Origin of the sequence: Arthrobacter sp. Helios (genome assembly GCF_023167125.1) — a bacterium.
GTDB lineage: Bacteria > Actinomycetota > Actinomycetes > Actinomycetales > Micrococcaceae > Arthrobacter_B > Arthrobacter_B luteolus.
Genome location: NZ_CP095402.1, coordinates 2,596,493 through 2,612,905 on the forward strand (window position 1 = coordinate 2,596,493; position 16,413 = coordinate 2,612,905).

Annotated in this window: 16 protein-coding genes; 3 read left to right on the forward strand and 13 right to left on the reverse strand. The window is 67.9% G+C overall.

Going from position 1 to position 16,413, the window contains the following annotated elements; all coding sequences use genetic code 11:
- Window positions 1–80: 80 nt before the first annotated feature.
- From ArtHe_RS11740 to ssd, 9 genes are all read right to left on the reverse strand, one after another.
- On the reverse strand, window positions 81–542 hold the full coding sequence (locus tag ArtHe_RS11740) for an Rv3654c family TadE-like protein (RefSeq protein ID WP_282568684.1): 462 nt from the start codon (window positions 540–542) through the stop codon (window positions 81–83).
- Window positions 543–743: 201 nt separating this feature from the next.
- Entirely contained in the window at window positions 744–1,166 is a 423-nt protein-coding gene (locus ArtHe_RS11745; RefSeq protein ID WP_349238351.1) for a TadE family type IV pilus minor pilin, read from the reverse strand.
- Window positions 1,163–1,777, reverse strand: coding sequence for a DUF4244 domain-containing protein (locus ArtHe_RS17880; RefSeq protein ID WP_349238352.1), 615 nt, complete (start codon window positions 1,775–1,777; stop codon window positions 1,163–1,165). Before ArtHe_RS17880 ends, ArtHe_RS11745 begins: the two co-directional genes overlap by 4 nt.
- A gap of 234 nt (window positions 1,778–2,011) precedes the next feature.
- Window positions 2,012–3,604, reverse strand: coding sequence for a tannase/feruloyl esterase family alpha/beta hydrolase (locus tag ArtHe_RS11755; RefSeq protein ID WP_248317057.1), 1,593 nt, complete (start codon window positions 3,602–3,604; stop codon window positions 2,012–2,014).
- Window positions 3,601–3,915 carry a hypothetical protein gene (locus ArtHe_RS11760; protein ID WP_248317058.1) on the reverse strand — a complete coding sequence of 105 codons (315 nt, stop codon included), beginning with the start codon at window positions 3,913–3,915 and terminating at the stop codon, window positions 3,601–3,603. The genes ArtHe_RS11755 and ArtHe_RS11760 overlap by 4 nt, the downstream gene beginning before the upstream one ends.
- Before the next feature lie 222 nt (window positions 3,916–4,137).
- A complete protein-coding gene (locus tag ArtHe_RS11765; RefSeq protein WP_248317059.1) occupies window positions 4,138–4,755 on the reverse strand; it encodes a type II secretion system F family protein in 618 nt (205 codons plus the stop codon).
- Between the two features lie 10 nt (window positions 4,756–4,765).
- Complete coding sequence (locus tag ArtHe_RS11770; RefSeq protein ID WP_248317060.1) at window positions 4,766–5,398, reverse strand: type II secretion system F family protein; 633 nt, start codon at window positions 5,396–5,398, stop codon at window positions 4,766–4,768.
- Window positions 5,399–5,621: 223 nt separating this feature from the next.
- Window positions 5,622–6,755, reverse strand: a complete 1,134-nt coding sequence (locus ArtHe_RS11775; RefSeq protein WP_066297081.1) for a TadA family conjugal transfer-associated ATPase — start codon at window positions 6,753–6,755, stop codon at window positions 5,622–5,624.
- Between the two features lie 92 nt (window positions 6,756–6,847).
- The gene (gene ssd / locus ArtHe_RS11780) at window positions 6,848–7,984 is read right to left on the reverse strand and encodes a septum site-determining protein Ssd (protein WP_083521389.1); all 1,137 of its coding nucleotides are present in this window, start codon (window positions 7,982–7,984) and stop codon (window positions 6,848–6,850) included.
- Window positions 7,985–8,241: 257 nt separating this feature from the next.
- On the opposite strand from ssd, the gene ArtHe_RS11785 reads away from it, so the two are divergent.
- The gene (locus ArtHe_RS11785; protein WP_282568687.1) at window positions 8,242–9,960 is read left to right on the forward strand and encodes a bifunctional 3'-5' exonuclease/DNA polymerase; all 1,719 of its coding nucleotides are present in this window, start codon (window positions 8,242–8,244) and stop codon (window positions 9,958–9,960) included.
- On the opposite strand, the gene ArtHe_RS11790 is transcribed toward ArtHe_RS11785, so the two are convergent.
- The 3 genes from ArtHe_RS11790 to ArtHe_RS11800 all read right to left on the reverse strand — a co-directional run bounded on the left by ArtHe_RS11790 (window position 9,961) and on the right by ArtHe_RS11800 (window position 12,812).
- Window positions 9,961–10,644: a CoA pyrophosphatase gene (locus ArtHe_RS11790; RefSeq protein WP_248317061.1), complete on the reverse strand. Its 684-nt coding sequence runs from the start codon at window positions 10,642–10,644 to the stop codon at window positions 9,961–9,963.
- Window positions 10,641–11,432, reverse strand: a complete 792-nt coding sequence (nth, locus tag ArtHe_RS11795) for an endonuclease III (protein ID WP_248317062.1) — start codon at window positions 11,430–11,432, stop codon at window positions 10,641–10,643. Before nth ends, ArtHe_RS11790 begins: the two co-directional genes overlap by 4 nt.
- A gap of 78 nt (window positions 11,433–11,510) precedes the next feature.
- Window positions 11,511–12,812, reverse strand: a complete 1,302-nt coding sequence (locus tag ArtHe_RS11800; protein ID WP_248317063.1) for a hypothetical protein — start codon at window positions 12,810–12,812, stop codon at window positions 11,511–11,513.
- A gap of 321 nt (window positions 12,813–13,133) precedes the next feature.
- Here ArtHe_RS11800 and acs point away from each other — a divergent pair, with 321 nt between their 5' ends.
- Complete coding sequence (gene acs, locus ArtHe_RS11805; protein WP_066296551.1) at window positions 13,134–15,122, forward strand: acetate--CoA ligase; 1,989 nt, start codon at window positions 13,134–13,136, stop codon at window positions 15,120–15,122.
- A gap of 88 nt (window positions 15,123–15,210) precedes the next feature.
- On the opposite strand, the gene ArtHe_RS11810 is transcribed toward acs, so the two are convergent.
- Window positions 15,211–15,633, reverse strand: a complete 423-nt coding sequence (locus ArtHe_RS11810) for an organic hydroperoxide resistance protein (RefSeq protein WP_248317064.1) — start codon at window positions 15,631–15,633, stop codon at window positions 15,211–15,213.
- 113 nt (window positions 15,634–15,746) lie between these two features.
- Between ArtHe_RS11810 and ArtHe_RS11815 the strand changes: the two genes are divergently transcribed.
- Window positions 15,747–16,334: a TetR/AcrR family transcriptional regulator gene (locus tag ArtHe_RS11815; protein WP_248317065.1), complete on the forward strand. Its 588-nt coding sequence runs from the start codon at window positions 15,747–15,749 to the stop codon at window positions 16,332–16,334.
- Window positions 16,335–16,413: the final 79 nt, after the last annotated feature.

The window sequence follows — 16,413 nt, forward strand, 5'->3', positions numbered from 1 at the left end:
ACTCCGGCAGCCGCCATTTTGCTGTTCACGGCGGTTCCCCGGCGGCCGTTGCGGTCCGGGGTACCGTGCTGCCCGGGCGGTCATTGCGATCCGGGCAGCCACTGCGATCCGGGCGGTCCCGCCCCGGCGCGGGCCGAAGGTGCCCAAGGCAGCAGCCTTCCGGCAGATGAGGCGACGTCCACAGTGATGGAAAGGGCTCCCACATCCGGGGCGCAGGAGCCAAGTTCTGCTCCATTCCGGGCGGCGACCTCTGCTGCGACCGTGCAAGGGTCCCCCACCCGAAGAGCCCGGATAGTGTCTGCACCGGCGAGCGCCGCCAGATCGGCCGCTGCACCAGCACGTGCTGCCCCGATCGTGGCTTGGGCCAGAACCAGCAAGGCCAGGAGCAGGGTGATCACCGCCAGGCAGAGACCCAGGCTCAAAACCGTTCCGGCTCCTGCGTCCCCCCGCAGCTGGTCTGGGTTCCTCCGGTTGCGGGTCTGCTGGAACGTACCCGCTGCTGTGAGGCCCTGCCTTTCCCGGGTACCGCCTTGGGATTCCACCGTGTCCTGCCTTTCTGTGTGCCGGAGAATCCCGCGGACGAGGCTCCGACTTCAAGTTCCGGATGCAGCTCCGCGCCCGCCGGGTGCGCCGGTTCGGCCGGTTGCACCGTCCCCGCCGGTTCCGCTCCCCACAGCGTGCTTGGAATCCCGCGAAGAACAGCATCCGTGACTCGGCAGCAGTCGACTGCTTCCTCAGGACGGTCAGGGCAGCTGTTCCGGGAGCGCAACGGCCTGAGCCGAGAGCGTGATCGGAAGGTGTTCGAGCAAGGGGGCGTTGAGGGTGGACTGTACGGAGACCGTGACCCACTCGCCCTCCGTCCTCAGCTCGAATCCGGCGCGTGATCCCGCAAGCCGGGCAACAGTCTCCCCGGCTGCGGAAGCTTCGCCGCGCATGACCTGCCGGGCCGCTGCGCTGGCCGCTTCCTCAAGCCGGAGCTGGGTGACTCCCGCTGCTGCTCCGGTCAATAGCCCAGCTAACAGGACCACCAGAGCTGGCAAGGCCACGGCCACCTCGGCTGTGACGGCTCCCTGCTCTCCCGAAGGCCGGCTGGGGCTGCATCCACGGCTGGGCCACTTCAAATTCTTCCGGGGCCGCCTTCCACAGCTGCAGAACCGCGGAATCACCCGAAACTCAGGGCTCCCCGGATAAGTGCCAGCAGAAGCTCCCGGACATCGCCGCTGCTCAATACGGCAACCAGCAGCGCGGCGAAGGCCACGGCAGCCAGCGTTGCGATCGCGTACTCGGCCGTCGCCATACCCGCCTCGCGGTCCTGTGGGACGGCGGTTACCGGCCGCCGGGGACGCAGTGGAATAACCGGAGCGAGGGCAGACTCATCGGCAGGACCCAGGTCGCCCGTGGAACCGGCGCGGTCCCTGGCGCTCGCACGTACAGGGTGTTTAGCGGGTGCCCGGCCAGGGTGTTTGGCGGGGGCGGGAGCGATAGTCCGGGCAGGGGTAGCGGTGCCTGCAGCCGCCCGGGCTCCGGTCCCCGCCCTGGTTGTCTGCCGCCCATCCGAACAGGTGCAGCCGGACTGGGTGCAGCAGGGTTCCTCCGCCAAGCCGGTGACGGCCGGCGCAGGGGGTGTTGTGTGCAGCGATGGGGATTCAAACGGCAGGGACAACATGGAGGGCTCCTTTGTTCGTTTCTTGTCCTGTGCCGGAAGAGTCTGGGAGATCTCCGGCGTGGGATCGATTCTGGTCCCTCCCCTTGCCACCGGCTCAGGCAAAAACGGCATTCTGGATAACGGCCCGGTCCCAGTCGGTTGTGGAGGACAGGCGATCCGCAGCGTTGCCGGGAAACAGTGCAGCCCGGGTGGGCGCGTCCGCTGCCGCAGCGGAGCTCACCACCAGACTCGAACAGCATGCTCCGGCCCACGCACGGACGCGGGGCCGGAGCAGTGACCCGTTTGATCAGCAGCAAACCGGGGTTCAGACAGACCGGGTGCAGGGCTCGGAAGTCCCGGTGTCAGCTAGGGACGGCCATTGCCGTTCCCGTGGCCGTTCCCGTTCCCGTGGCCGTTCCCGTTCCCGTGGCCGTTCCCGTTCCCGTGGCCGTTCCCGTTGCCGTTGCCGTTCCCGTTGCCGTTGCTGTTGCCGTTGCTGCTCCCGCAATTGAAGCTGTCGGCGCTTTCCGGATCGCCCTTCTTGTACTGTGCGGTGAACGGGTACACACAGAGCGGCCGGGAGCGGTCCGCCGACCAGCTGGCAGGGATCTCCGGGTTGACGCCGCCGGGGTTGCCTGCGCCGCGGGCCGTGGCATCCATACGGTCGGGGGCGTCTCCGCCTTCAACCCAGTTGACCAACGCCCCGAGTCCGTCGAACTGGTCCGTGGCTGGGCCGCCCCGGACATGACCCATGCCCGGTACCTCGAAGTAGCGGACGAATTCGTCGGCTTTTTTCTTGTAGCGGCTGTCAACGGACCGGTACCAGGCCGCTGTGTCATCGGAGGAGAAGACTCCGTCCGCAGCGCCGTGGACCACGATCATCTTGGCTCCGCGGCCGCGGAGCGTATCAAGCTGCGTTGGGTTCGGCGGCGTCATAAAGGACATCGCGCTCTCGGTATACACCTCGTCTGCCGCGAAGATCTGCGGAGCCTGCGTGTCGACGTCGTAATTCAGCGCGTAGCCCAGGGTGTCCTCCAGCATGCTGGCATTCTCCGGCGGGGCCGAGAAAATAAAGCCCACCGAGACCGGGTCCCGGTTGGCGTCTATCGAACTCGTGAACTTCCAGCTGGCCCAACCCGGCGAAACGATTCCCGGGTCCAGCGGAAACGAACTGTACAGTTCCTCTCGGGCACTGTTGCGGGCGCCGGCGAACACCGCCGCGATGACCTTCTTCTGCGCGGTGGTGAGGCATGTTCCATCCCGTACCGGAGCGCAGGTGGGCACGTCCCGGGTGATGGAGAAAACGTCCTGGCAAGCGTCGATGTTCTGCACCATCCCATCCTTGAGCCGGTCCAGCCCGTCGCACCTGGCCAGAATTGCGTTGGCGACGAGCTGACGCTCCGCGGCCGGGAACGCGGTTTCAAGGTCGGCAGGTCCGGTCACCGGCAGGGCAGCGGCCACGCTTGCCCATTGCTGTGCACCCCACAGCTGAGCCACCGCTGCCTGCGGAAGATTGAAGCCGGGAGCGACGGCCAGGAATCCGTCGTACTCCTGCGCGTAGCGGGTGGAGGCAACCATTGCGTGGCGTCCGCCGTTCGAGCCGCCCGCGATGTAAGACCGGTCGGGTCCGCGGCCGTACGCTGCCGCAATCAGTTCCTTCGCCATCGGGGTCAGTGTTCCCACCGCCTGGTAGCCATAATCCAGACGCGCCTGAGGGTCGAGTCCAAACAACGGGTTCTGCGCTCCGCTGTGGCCCGCGTCCGAGCTCAGCACCGCGAACCCCATTTGCAGGCCGTTCTCCAGCTGGCCGCCCGTAATCGCACCGACGGCCGGGGCTATCCGTCCGTCGGTTCCGCCATTGGCCTGGTAGAGGTAGCGGCCGCTCCAGTCCGCCGGCAGGCGCATCTCGAACCCGATCGCGTACTTCTGCCCGTCGACAGGGCTGATGCGTTCGTTCATCTGCCCTGGACCAAACAATGCTCACCCACAGGGGTACCGGCGTTGGTCAGTTCGGCGGCGGGAACTATTTCCGCCCGTGCAATGGTGGTTGTCCCGTAGTCAAAGGACACCAGGCCGGCGCATTCTTCCAAGGTCCCCGGCTGCGCTGCTGACAGCTGCGGGATCTTTTTTGACGTCTCGGGCTGCGCCGCAGAAGCGGATACCAGCCCTGTTGTCAGCGTCAGAGCGGCGAGCGCCGCAGCGTAAACAAGGCGGCGCGGGTGTCTGCCGCCGTCGGGAGCCTGCGAAGCCCCGCTGAACCTGGTGATCATGTCCATCCCTCCATTGGGTTTCGATGAGCAGCTTCATCCGCCACGGACACACCGGGCCAAGCCGCCCGGTGCCTCATTGCGCCGGTCGATGCCATCCTTGCCCAACGTAGGAGGCATTGTTGACATTGGCAATAGTCCACTACCTCAAAAGTTGTGAACGGGTCCTATCTGTTCAGCGGCCGCAGGAGAATGGCCCCGCGTCCCCCGCAGGGCCCAGGCCCGTCAGAAGGAGGGAAGCAGCGCGAGCAGCAGCGGAACCACCGTCAGGCAGATAAATGCCGGAAGCGCACATAGGCCAAGGGGCAGCACCAGATGGATGCCCAGTTCTGCTGCGCGGCGCTCAGCTTCCCTTGCCCGGCTGCGCCGGATCTGATCGGCTTGGGCATGCAGCACGGCGGCTGAGGGTGCACCGCTTGAGGCCGCGAAAGCCAGGGCCCGGCGGAGCACATCCGCAGCTGCATGCAGCTGTGGTGTCTCGCCGCCCGGCGCGGCGGGACTGCTGGCGAGAGCCAGCACCCAGGCCTCCTGCCAGTCCGAGCCAAGCTCCAGGGCAATGACCACACCGGCCAGTCTCCGGGCCAGCTGCGGATCGGCTGATTCACTGAGGATACGCAGGGCGGTGGGCAGCGGCCGTCCGGATACCAGGATGGCCGCAACCAGGTCGAGCATCAGGGCGGGATCGCTGATCCCTCCGCCCTCACCGCCGGTGACCCCGACCGGGGCAGCGGCTTCCACCTTGCCGCGGTCGGGGCTGCTGGGCTGCAGTGCCGGTTCCAGGCGTGGCCGGTACATGGCCCAGACGGCTGCACCCAGCAGCAGAGCCACCGCCGCCCCGGTCATGTTCCTGGTCTCACGCCGGTTCCGGTCCGGCCGCCCGGCGGACCAGAAGCCTGGTCCAGATCCGCGCGGCAAGGGCCAGGCCTGCGCCCGCCGCCGCCGCTCCCCACCCGACAGGTGTCTGGGCGAGCACGGTCAGGGGATCCGCGCCAAGCACATAGCCCATTCCCAAACCGGCGGCCGGCAGCCAGGTTAGGACCCGGATGGTCGCTTTCGGCCCGGACAGCGCCGTTGCCCTCGCCGCCCGGGCATCCAAGACGGATTCCAGACCATGGGCGTACCGCTCCAGGATCCCGGCGAGCGGGGCACCACTGCGTTCGGAGGAATGCATGCAGGCGGCGAGGTCGTGCCACACCATGGCTTCAATGCTCCGGGCCGAGCGGGCTGCTGCCCGCAGCATGGGCACCGGGCTGAGACCAAGCGCAGCCGCGCGTGCGGCAGACTCGAGGACCGCTGCTTCCTTTCCCCCGTCCAGAGTCCCCCGGCCCACCGGGCCCGCGCTTTCCCGGCTCAACCGGGCTGCGTCTGCCCACAGCTCGCCCGGGGCCCGGCCGGCTTTCAGCAGACCGGCCAGCTGATGCACCAGCAGCGGGAGCCGGTGCAGCTCCTCCTCCCGGCTCCCCGCCTTCAGCCGTGCGGCCTGCACCTGCCCCATCCGTGGGGAACCGCCAAATGACGCCTCCGGCCCCGGCGGACCAGACTGGGAACCCGCCCCGCGGCCAGGGAGTGGTTGCAGGATCCTTAGCTGGTTCCGGCATCCGCCGAGAAGTACCAGCCAGGCGGCTGCGAGCAGCAGGGCTACCAGTCCCCCAGCCATCACGCCGGGTCCTGCCGGCAGCCCGGGGCAAGCCGGACCGGCCTGCCGTGCGTCATATGCTTCCTCCCCCGGCTCCGAGCCGCTCCTGCAGCTGTTCCCAGCCAGGGTGCCGGCTCATTCCCCGCGGCCCGCGGGTCAGCGCCGTCACTGCGGACAGTTCCCCGCCGTTCGAGGACAGGACGGCTATCTCCGCCACCCTGCGCCCGGCCGGGGAACGTTCCAGGTGCACGACGGCGTCAAGCGCTCCCGCCGCCTGCAGAGCCAAGGCCCGGCCGCTCATTCCCGCCAGGGCTCCCAGGGCTGCCAACCGCGCGGGAACGGTGGACGCGGAATTCGCGTGGATGGTTCCGCCTGCCCCGTCATGCCCGGTGTTCATCGCAGCAAGCAGTTCGCGCACTTCCGCACCCCGGCATTCCCCCACCACCAGCCGGTCCGGCCGCATGCGCATGGCCTGGCGCACCAGGTCTGCCAGATCCACAGATCCGGCCCGCTCGATGTTGCTGTGCCGGGTCTGCAGGCCGACAACGTGGGGGTGCACGGGATCCAGTTCAGCGGCGTCTTCAATCAGGACCAGGCGTTCGGCCGGACCGCACAAGGAGAGAAGGGCGGAAAGGAGAGTCGTCTTGCCCGTGCCGGTGGCTCCGCTGATGAGGAAGTTCAGCCGTCCGGTGACCATTTTCCGAAGCACTTCTGCGAGGCCTTCCGTCAGCATGCCGCCGGCTTCGAGCTCTTCGAGCCGAAAGCTGCGCGGGGACCGCAGACGGATGGACAGCAGCGTCGCCCCGGTGGAAACCGGTGGAAGGACCGCATGCACGCGGTACCCGTTCAGCTGTACATCTGCGCAGGGACAGGAATCATCCAGCCGCCGCCCTCCGGCAGCGATCAGCCTGGTCGCCAAAGCCTGCACCTCCGAATCAGTGCTGAACCGGACATTGCTCCGTTCGAGGCCCTGCCCGCTGTCGGTCCATACCTGGTTGGGCCCGTTGACCAGGATGTCGGTTACCCCGGGCTGCAGAAGGGGCTGCAACGGGCCGAGTCCCTGCAGGTCGGCACGAACCCGGTCCACGGCCAGCCTGCCGCCTTCAGAGCCGAGCAGGCGGCCGCTGGAGAAAACGGCATCCGCGAGCGTGGCTCCGGTGACCGGAACTCCACCTGACAGGACTCCCGCCCGGATCTCCTCAATCAGGTCCCGTCCTTCGGGATCAGGGCTGTAGGTTCCGGCCGCACTGTAGGTTCCGGCCGTGCCGTGCCGGGCCTGTCTGCGGCTGCCGGGCTCTTTCACGGCATCCCCGGCAGCACGGGATCGATTTCCCGGAGGATCCGGACCAATGCGGAACGCAGCCTGCGCCGCCGCAGCTCCAGGAGCCTTCCGTTGTCAGAAGCCGGGCTGAGCGCACGCACCCACGGCACGTAACCGGCCAGCCGCAGGCCAACAACCTCCGAGACGCGGACTTCGTCCAGTCCCTCCCCCAGCGGACCCCGGACAACGGCGAACGTTTCCGGGGGATCGGCACGGAGCGAGGCCCACCAGGACCGGGCGGCCAGCAGCAGCTGCGCACGGCCAGCCAGGACAGCGAGCACCACATCGCACTGGGCCAGCGCCGGCGACCGGGCAGCTGGACAGGACCCGAGGTCAAGGAACGTCAGATCAAATCCAGCCCGCGCGGCCTGCAGCACAGAGGGGAGCACCTCGCGGTCAAGATCTGACGGCGGAGGCTCCCCCGCCGGGTGTGTCAGCAGGGAGAATCCGCCCGCTGCCGGCAGGGCGGAAACCAGCTGTGCGGGATTCACCGTGCCCCTGACTTCGGCAAGATCCTTCCAGCGCAGACCCGTGGACGCACCCGCGCCCAGCCGGTGTTCCAAGCCGGCACCGGATGGATCCGCGTCCGCCAGCAGGACACTGCTCCCCCGGGCTGCCGCTTCCTGTGCAAGCAGGCAGGCCAAAGTCGATCCGCCCGATCCGCCGAAGGTGCCCGCCACACCGATAACAGAGCCGGTGGGCCCGTTCCTGCGGGCCAGGTACTCTGCCAGCCAGGTTCCGCCATCCGGAAGGACGACGACCCGGTCCACGGCGCAGCGTGCCGCGTGGATCCAGGGACGGTCGGACTCGAATCCGATACAGATGGTTTCGATGCCCCGCAGCGGCGCCAGCGAATGCCCGTCGCGGACCAGTCCATCCGCGGCGATAAGCACGGTCCCGCACGAATGCCGCAGGGCACCGGCAAGGTCCTCCGCCAGAATCAGCTCCACGCCCGCCGCGACCGCTATCCGGGCGGCCTCATCCTGCAGCCGCTGTTCACCCGGCTTGACCAGTACGACGGCGGCTGTCCCCGGTTCGTCCCGCCCCCGGGGCACCTGTCCGGGAGAAGTGCCTCGCCGCTGCCGTTCCGGGAGCCAAAGCATGGTGTCAGTCATGGGTTGAATCTGCCCGGTCCGGGACAATCCGCCAGCTGCGAGAGCAGGATCTGTGCAGCCGGACGCGCGTTCAGCCGTTCGAGGCGCCCTTGTGGAGGAACAGTGCCGCGCCCCGCGTTCCCCCGCCCCGGCCCCCGCACCGGATTCTCCCCACCCGGGCCCGCCCACCGCCTAATGCGGACCATTCCTGTCCGCAGCCTTCGGCCACGGGCCCGGCCGTGTCCAGGGCCGCCCGCCGGACGGGCGAGAATAAGGAGGTGTACATCCTCCTCGCGCCGGCAGCAGACCCGGCAGCAGCAGCCCCGGGTTCCTGGGTCATGCAGCCGACGGACGCCAGCGGCACACCATCAGCACCCGCCGCCGTCGTCCCGGGCTCCGGCCTGGCGCAGGCGGTAGCCACCGCGGAGGGGCAACCGGTCCGCTGGGTCTGGCACCGCACCCGGGAAACCTATGGCTCCCTGCTGCAGGCGGGTATCAGCGTGGAGCGCAGCCATGATCTCAGCCTGGTGCGGGAAATCCTGCGCAACTCGGAGTTCGCTGCGGCCACGCCCTATATTGAGCGGCTCCGGGCCGAGGCCAGCGCGCCGGAAGCCGATCCCGCTCCGCGGCAGCTCCTGCCGCTGCAGCCGTCCCCGGACCAGGGATCACTGTTCGAAGGCATCGATGGATTCGATGCAGGCCCAGGTCCAGAGCGCGCCGTCCCGGTGGAAGATCTCGGGGCCGAGCTGCGGGACCAGCTCGCCGCCGTCGCCGGTTCCCCGGAACGCCGCCGCCTGAGCCTGCTGCTCGCCGCTGAGTCCGCCGGCGGGCTGGTCGCCGCCGAGATGGAGCACGCCGGCATTCCCTGGCGCCGCGATCTGCATGAGGCCATGCTCCAGGCGGAGCTGGGCCCCCGCCCTCCGGAAGGCCAGCGCCCGGCAAAGCTGGATGCCCTGGCCGCTGAACTGCGCGAAAAACTCGGTAATCCCACCTTCAATCCCGATTCGCCTCAGGAACTGCTCCGTGCCCTGCACCGGGCCGGCATCGAGGTCCGCACTACCCGGATCTGGGAACTGCAGGAGCACCACCATCCCGCGATCGAACCGCTGCTGCGCTACAAAAAGCTCTCCCGGCTGCTCTCAGCCAACGGGTGGTCCTGGCTGGATGAGTGGGTGGACGGCGGACGGTTCCGTACCGAATATGTGGTGGGCGGAGTGGTGTCCGGCCGCTGGTCCTCCCGTGGCGGTGGCGCGCTGCAAATCCCCAAGAACGTCCGCGACGCGGTCCGCGCGGATCCCGGGTACAAGCTCCTGGTCGCCGACGCAGCCCAGCTGGAGCCGCGGGTGCTGGCCGCTCTGGGCCAGGACAGCACGCTGGCCGCCGCGGCCCGCGGCAAGGACCTTTATCAGGGCATCGCTGACCAGGGTTTCAACGGGGATCGTTCGCTGGCGAAGATCGCGATGCTCGGCGCGATGTACGGTGCCACCAGTGGAGAGGCCGGCCGGTTGATGCCGGTGCTGACCAGGACGTATCCGCGGGCGATCGATGTCGTTGAACGCGCAGCACGCACGGGCGAGGCCGGGAAGACCGTCTCCACCCACCTCGGGCGGAGCACGCCGCCGGAGTCCGAAGCCTGGTTCCGTTCCCAGCAGTCCGCGTCCGCGGAGGAGCAGCGCCGGGCAGATAACCTGGCCCGGTCTCGGGGCCGGTTTACCCGGAACTTTGTGGTTCAGGGAACCGCGGCGGAGTGGGCCACCTGCTGGCTGGCGGGGATACGACGCCGGCTGCGGGCGGCGTCACGCACGTCGCCTGCGGGGCAGCTGGTGTTTTTCCTGCACGACGAAGTGATGCTGCACGTTCCCGGGGAACGCGCCCAAGAGGCGGCCGTGATTGTGGAAGCTGCTGCGGCGGAGGCCACGGAGCTGCTCTTCGGGAAGATACCGCTCGAATTCCCGGTGGTCGCCACCGTGGTCGATTCCTACGCCGAGGCGAAGTAGCTAGAAATCAGGCACCATTTCCTGCGAGCTGTCCCAGGGAAGGGTCCAGCCCAGCTGGTTGAACAGGTTGTCGAGGATCAAGGCCGTAAACCCCCAGACCACCACGCCGTTCACCAGGAACGCCGGCCCGCGGTGCTCCTGCCCGCCGCGGGCCACCACAGTGGTGCGCCGGTTTGCCGGGTTCAGCAGGTCCGCCACCGGAACCCGGAAGACGGAGGCCGATTCAGCTTCGTCCACCACGTCCACCGGGGTGGGGCGGTCCCACCAGCCCAGAACCGGTGTGACCAGGAAATTGCTCACCGGCAGGCCCACCTGCGGCAGCGTGCCCAACACCCGCACGCCGGCAGGGTCCAGGCCGGTCTCCTCGTTGGCTTCCCGCAGCGCAGCGGCAACCGGATCGGCGTCGGCTTCGTCCACGCCGCCGCCGGGGAAGGCAACCTGCCCGGGATGCGCGTTGAGCGTAGCGGCCCGCTCCACGAACAGCACGTCGAGGTCATCGGGCACGGCGTCAGCGTGGAACCCTGCGGGATCCTCGTCCAGCACGCCGAACAGGATCAGGACCGCAGCCGGCCGGGCCTGGGCAGGATCGACGGCGCGGGTTAGGAAACGCAGGTCCGCGCTGAGGCTGGCCCGTCCCGCCGTGACCAGCGCGCCGAAGGCTTCCAGCTGTGCCTGGGCACTCATGCTTCGAGGCCGTAGCCGGCAGCACGCAGCTCGGCCCGGGTCTCCGAGGCCAGCATTCGTGCCAGAAGTTCCTCGCGCCCCGGAGCCAGCTCATACTTGAGCAGTTTGCGTGCCTTCTCCGGATCGGTTTCGCCTTCGCCGAAGGACGGGCACAGCTGGGCGACGGCGCAGACTCCGCAGGCCGGTTTTTTGGCGTGGCATACCCGGCGGCCGTGGAAAACAACCCGGTTGGACAGCGGTGTCCAGTCCTTGGGCTCAAAGAGCTGAGCAACGTCCTCCTCAACCTTCACCGGGTCCTTGGACGTGGTCCAGCCAAACCGCTTGGAAAGCCGGAGGAAGTGGGTGTCCACGGTGATGCCGGGAACTCCGAAGGCGTTACCCAGCACCACGTTCGCCGTCTTGCGCCCCACGCCGGCCAGCTTGACCAGGTCCTCGAGCTTGTCCGGCACCTCGCCGTCGTAGTCATCGACAATCTGGGTTGCCAGCTTCTTGATGGCCGCGGACTTGGCGCGGAAGAATCCCGTGGGCCGGATCAGTTCCTGCAGTTCGGACTCGTCGGCTTCCGCCAGGGCCTGCGGGTTGGGATACCGGGCGAAGAGGACCGGGGTGACTGCGTTGACCCTTACGTCGGTGGTCTGCGCCGAGAGCACGGTGGCGATGAGGAGTTCAAACGCGTTCGTGAAGTCCAGTTCGGCGACCGCATAGGGGTAGAGCTCCCCCAGCAGCCGGTTGATCTTCCGGGCCCGGCGCTTCAGGGCCAGCAGGGAGGCATCGTTGCCGGTTGCCATGGGATTCGTGTCCTTCACAGTCAGCGATGCCCCGGTGCGCCCTCGCAGCGGAGGGCGCACCGGGGCATCGGCAAGGGTTTAGTGCCCGGAGTTGTCGTCGCTGACGCGCTCGATGTTGGTGAGGTCCCGCAGCACGCCGATGCGGCCTGTGCGCTTGTCCTGGACCAGGAATTCGTGGCCGCGGTCTTCCAGTCCCAGCTCCCAGTCGCCCGGGTAGAACATAAACAGCGGCAGGCCGGTGCGCTCGTCAACAATCTGGCGCGGGGTGCCGACTGCGAACCAGAAGGCCTCCACCACGTTTTCATTCTCTTCGCGGGTGGCGGAGATGGACTCCTGGGCCTGCGTGGCCGGCTGGCTGGAGGACGCCGCGCCGGACGCGACGGCAGGGTTTACCGTGGTGGCCGGCAGGGACTCCCCGGCCGGTGCCTGGGATTCGGCGGCGGGCCTGTGCTGGGCCGCGTCCGACGGCGATGCCGCGGAGGCCTGGGCACCTGCACCTGCAGGGGTACCCGCCGCAGAGGCAGTGCCCGCAGCAGCGCCGGCCAGGCCTGCGGCGCCGGTTCCAGCGGTGTGCTGCTGGTCAGCGCCGGTCTGGGCGGGCCGCCCGGTGTCAGCGCGGTTTTCTCCGTGCCCGGCGTTGAAGGCGGGACGGCTCTGGTCTCGCGCTTCGGGCGCGGCAGCGGCTTGGCCGGAACCTGCCTGGCCGGCACCTGTCTGGGCAGCCCCTGTGTGGGCAGCTCCGGCCGGGTTGCGGCCAAACGTGCCGGCGGCAGCCGGGGCGGCGGGCGCTCCCGCGGCGGGACCCTCAGGCTTGGGAGCCGGAACAGGCTTAGGCGCGCGGTGCAGCGGAGCGGCGTCCCGAGCCACCGGGTGGGCCGGAATTTCCGTGCGGCCCTGGAAGTCTTCCGAGAAGGGAGGAATGTGCGGAGCGAAGGTTGTTGCCGCCACCAGCACTATTGAACCGATCAGCCCGATCAGTGAGCCAATGCTGAAGACGTAGACCAGCTGCAGGAAGAAGAAGATTACGGCCAGCACGGCTATCACGGAGGCGAACTGGTCCACCGACAGCGAGCCGACCCGCAGCTTCATGTCCGGGGCCAGGCGCCGGGCGATAAACAGGCCCGCGGCAAGCAGGGGCATGATGATGCCGATGCCAACGTAGAAGAGGCTGAAGGCGGTCCACAGGTTCAGTCCGCTGCCAATGGTGAAGGGCAGTACGCTGCCCACCAGCATCACCAGGACGGCGGAACCCACCACGATGTCACGCAGCCCGAACGGACCGGCGACAGCCTGCTGCCGGGTTCCCTCCGCCGAGGCCTGCCGCGGCGCTGGCGCGTTCACGTTTGTGCTGGCCTCGTTCTCGACATGGGGATGGTTCATTCTGGTCTCCGTTCCGACAGCAGCCAACCGGAAGGCGGGTGCGCCGACCGTGCAGGACACCGCATGCGCAGGGCCACAAGCGGATTGCTTTCAGTGACAGCCTAGTCAACGGCGGCAGGACAGACTACCCGGATCACGTCTCCGGCAGCCTGCGGACCCTACCGTTTACCGCATAATTACCGCGCTTCACGGCGGCCGGTGTGAGCGGTGCCACAACATTGTTCCAGCCGCGTTAGGGTTAGGAGAACATCCGAATAACCCCCGCCGGCCGGGCGCCAGCCCGGCTTCAGGCCGGGTTCGAGCCAACCGAAAGGGTCCGCGATGTCTGATCAGCTTCCGGTCAAACAGCATGGTGACGCACTGGAGAACCTGTACCATGAGCACCGCAGTTTTCCGCCGAGCGCAGAATTTTCCGCAGCCGCAGTGGCACAGCCTGAACTGTACGAGGAGGCTGCCGCCGAAGGTCCGGAGTTCTGGGCCAAGCAGGCGCGTCAGCTGCTGACCTGGGACGAAGATTTCACCCAGACCCTGGACTGGACCGGCGCCCCGTTCGCGAAGTGGTTTGTGGGCGGCAAGCTCAACGCTGCCTACAACGCCCTGGACCGCCATGTCGAGGAAGGCCGGGGCGACCGCGTCGCCATCTACTTTGAGGGTGAACCCGGAGACACCCGCACCTACACCTATGCGGAACTCACCGAGGAGGTCAAGAAGGCCGCCAATGCCTTCGAATCCCTCGGCGTAAGCAAGGGCGACCGGGTAGCCGTCTACCTGCCGATGATCCCCGAAGCGGTCATCACCATGCTGGCCTGCGCCCGGATTGGCGCCGTCCACTCGGTGGTCTTCGGCGGCTTCTCCGCCGACGCACTGCGCAGCCGGATCGACGACGCCGAAGCCAAGCTGGTCGTCACAGCTGACGGCTCCTACCGGCGCGGCAAGCCGAGCCAGCTCAAGCCTGCGGTGGATGAGTCGCTGCGGAAGGACGGCCACACGGTTGGCCACGTCGTCGTCGTCAAGCGCAACGGCCAGCCGGTGGAATGGACCGAGGGCCGCGATGTGTGGTGGGACGACGTCGTCTCCTCCGCGAGCGCCGAGCACACCGCTGTGCCGCACGATTCCGAGCACCCGCTGTTCATCCTGTACACCTCGGGCACCACCGGAAAACCCAAGGGCATCCTGCACACCACCGGCGGCTACCTGACGCAGACCGCGTTCACCCACCGGGCAACCTTCGACCTCAAGCCCGAGACCGATGTCTACTGGTGCACCGCGGACATCGGCTGGGTCACCGGCCACAGCTATGTCACGTACGCCCCGCTGATCAACGGCGCCACCCAGCTGATGTACGAGGGCACCCCGGACAGCCCGCATCAGGGCCGCTGGTGGGAACTCGTGGAGAAGTACAAGGTCAGCATCCTCTACACGGCTCCGACTGCGATCCGCACGTGCATGAAGTGGGGACGGGATATCCCGGGCAAGTTCAACCTGGATTCCATCCGCGTGCTCGGCAGCGTGGGCGAGCCCATCAACCCGGAAGCCTGGATGTGGTACCGCACGGTGATCGGCGGCAACGGCGGGAAGAAGGAAACCCCGGCTCCGATCGTCGACACCTGGTGGCAGACCGAAACTGGCGCCCACATGATCACCCCGCTGCCCGGCATCACGGCCACCAAGCCCGGCTCCGCGCAGGTGCCGGTCCCGGGGATCACCGTGGACGTGGTGGATGAGATGGGCGAATCGGTTCCGGACGGCTCCGGCGGTTTCCTGGTGATCCGCGAGCCGTGGCCTGCCATGCTGCGCGGCATCTGGGGAGACCCGGAGCGGTTCAAGGAGACCTACTGGTCCCGTTTCGACAACATGTACTTCGCCGGTGACGGCGCCAAGAAGGACGAGGACGGCGATATCTGGCTGCTCGGCCGGGTGGATGACGTGATGAATGTGTCCGGTCACCGGCTCTCCACCACCGAGATCGAGTCCGCCCTGGTCAGCCATCCGTCTGTGGCGGAGGCTGCCGTGGTCGGCGCTACCGACGAAACCACCGGCGAGGCCGTGGTCGCGTTCGTCATCCTGCGCGGCAGTGCCAAGGACGACGACGATATCGTCGCCACCCTGCGCAACCACGTGGGCAAGGAGATCGGCCCGATCGCCAAGCCTCGGCACATCCTGGTGGTCCCCGAACTGCCGAAGACCCGCTCCGGCAAGATCATGCGGCGCCTGCTCAAGGATGTGGCCGAGGGCCGCGAGCCCGGCGATTCGAGCACACTGGCGGACAACACCGTGATGTCCCAGATCGCGGAGTCACTGCGGAAGTAGCCGGCGCCGCCAGCCGCCCTGTACTAAACGAGAGGTGCCCCTTCCCAACCGGGAAGGGGCACCTTCGTTTAATGCGTGGAAGACGTGGTCAGCCGACGACGGCGTCCACCTCCACCTCAATGTTGCCGCGGGTCGCATTGGAGTACGGGCACACCTGGTGGGCTTCTTCAACGAGTTTGTCCGCCATGGCCTGGTCCACACCGGACATCTCCGCATGCAGGGCAACGGCGAGCTGGAAGCCACCCTCCGCGGTGGGATTGATGCTCACCTCCGAGGTGACGGCGCTGTCGCTGATCGTCACCTTGGCCCGGCGGGCGACCAGCTTCAGTGCGGAGTGGAAGCAGGCAGCATAACCAACGGCGAAAAGCTGCTCCGGGTTGGTGGCGCCCCCGGTCCCGCCCATTTCCTTCGGCACGGCCAGCTCCACGTCGAGCAGCCCGTCGCTGCTGCGGGCCGCGCCGTCCCGGCCTTCGCCGGTGGCTGTGGCAACTGCTGTGTAAAGGGCACTCATGGAAACTCCTTGGGGTAGGAAGTGGTTGCAGCGAGGGCGGGACTACCCGCCGTTCACCAAGTAGACTAACTAGTACGTCTACTTAAAGCCAATGATCACAGGAGGCCCCATCCATGGCACCCGACAATCCCGCCAAGAGCCGGCCCGTCCGGGAGCGCCTCCTGGACACCGCCGGCACGCTCTTCTACCGCGAGGGCATCCGGGCAGTGAGCGCGGACAAGATCATCGCTGCGGCGGGCACCACCAAGGTGACCTTCTACCGGCACTTCCCCACGAAGGACGATCTGGTGGCTGCGTACCTGGATGAGCAGTCCCGGCGGATCCGTGAGGCCGCTGGCCGGCTTCCGGACGATCCCTGCGAGGCCCTCACCGGCCTCGCAGCCGCCATGGGCGAGGAAGCCTGCCGTCCGGGTTTCCGCGGCTGTCCCTTTATCAACGCTGCGGCTGAATACCCGGATCCGGGCCATCCGGTGCGTGCCGCCGTCGACCGGCACCGCATCTGGTTCCACACCCTGGTGGCAGGGCTGGTGGCCCGCCTGGGCGCTGCGGATCCGGAAGCCGCCGCCAGCCAGCTGGTTATGCTGCGCGACGGCGCCATGGTGCACGGATACGTCTCAGAACCGGGCGGTGCGGGTGCTGCCATGCTGCAGGCCGGCCGGGCAGTCCTGCGGCTGCACACGCCGGAGTCCGTCACTGCCTAGACGCCTGACCCGAAGGCATCCCCACAGGCCGGAGTGTGGAACGGGGACGAAATCAAGCTGGCGCGAAGAATCGTGACGT

Excerpts from the sequence above, each read along its gene's own strand:
- ArtHe_RS17880 (WP_349238352.1), bottom strand. The coding sequence starts at position 1,777 with ATGCCGTTTTTGCCTGAGCCGGTGGCAAGGGGAGGGACCAGAATCGAT.
- ArtHe_RS11755 (WP_248317057.1), bottom strand. The coding sequence starts at position 3,604 with ATGAACGAACGCATCAGCCCTGTCGACGGGCAGAAGTACGCGATCGGG.
- ArtHe_RS11760 (WP_248317058.1), bottom strand. The coding sequence starts at position 3,915 with ATGATCACCAGGTTCAGCGGGGCTTCGCAGGCTCCCGACGGCGGCAGA.
- ArtHe_RS11765 (WP_248317059.1), bottom strand. The coding sequence starts at position 4,755 with ATGACCGGGGCGGCGGTGGCTCTGCTGCTGGGTGCAGCCGTCTGGGCC.
- ssd (WP_083521389.1), bottom strand. The coding sequence starts at position 7,984 with ATGACTGACACCATGCTTTGGCTCCCGGAACGGCAGCGGCGAGGCACT.
- ArtHe_RS11790 (WP_248317061.1), bottom strand. The coding sequence starts at position 10,644 with ATGAGTGCCCAGGCACAGCTGGAAGCCTTCGGCGCGCTGGTCACGGCG.
- nth (WP_248317062.1), bottom strand. The coding sequence starts at position 11,432 with ATGGCAACCGGCAACGATGCCTCCCTGCTGGCCCTGAAGCGCCGGGCC.
- ArtHe_RS11800 (WP_248317063.1), bottom strand. The coding sequence starts at position 12,812 with ATGAACCATCCCCATGTCGAGAACGAGGCCAGCACAAACGTGAACGCG.
- acs (WP_066296551.1), top strand. The coding sequence starts at position 13,134 with ATGTCTGATCAGCTTCCGGTCAAACAGCATGGTGACGCACTGGAGAAC.
- ArtHe_RS11810 (WP_248317064.1), bottom strand. The coding sequence starts at position 15,633 with ATGAGTGCCCTTTACACAGCAGTTGCCACAGCCACCGGCGAAGGCCGG.
- ArtHe_RS11815 (WP_248317065.1), top strand. The coding sequence starts at position 15,747 with ATGGCACCCGACAATCCCGCCAAGAGCCGGCCCGTCCGGGAGCGCCTC.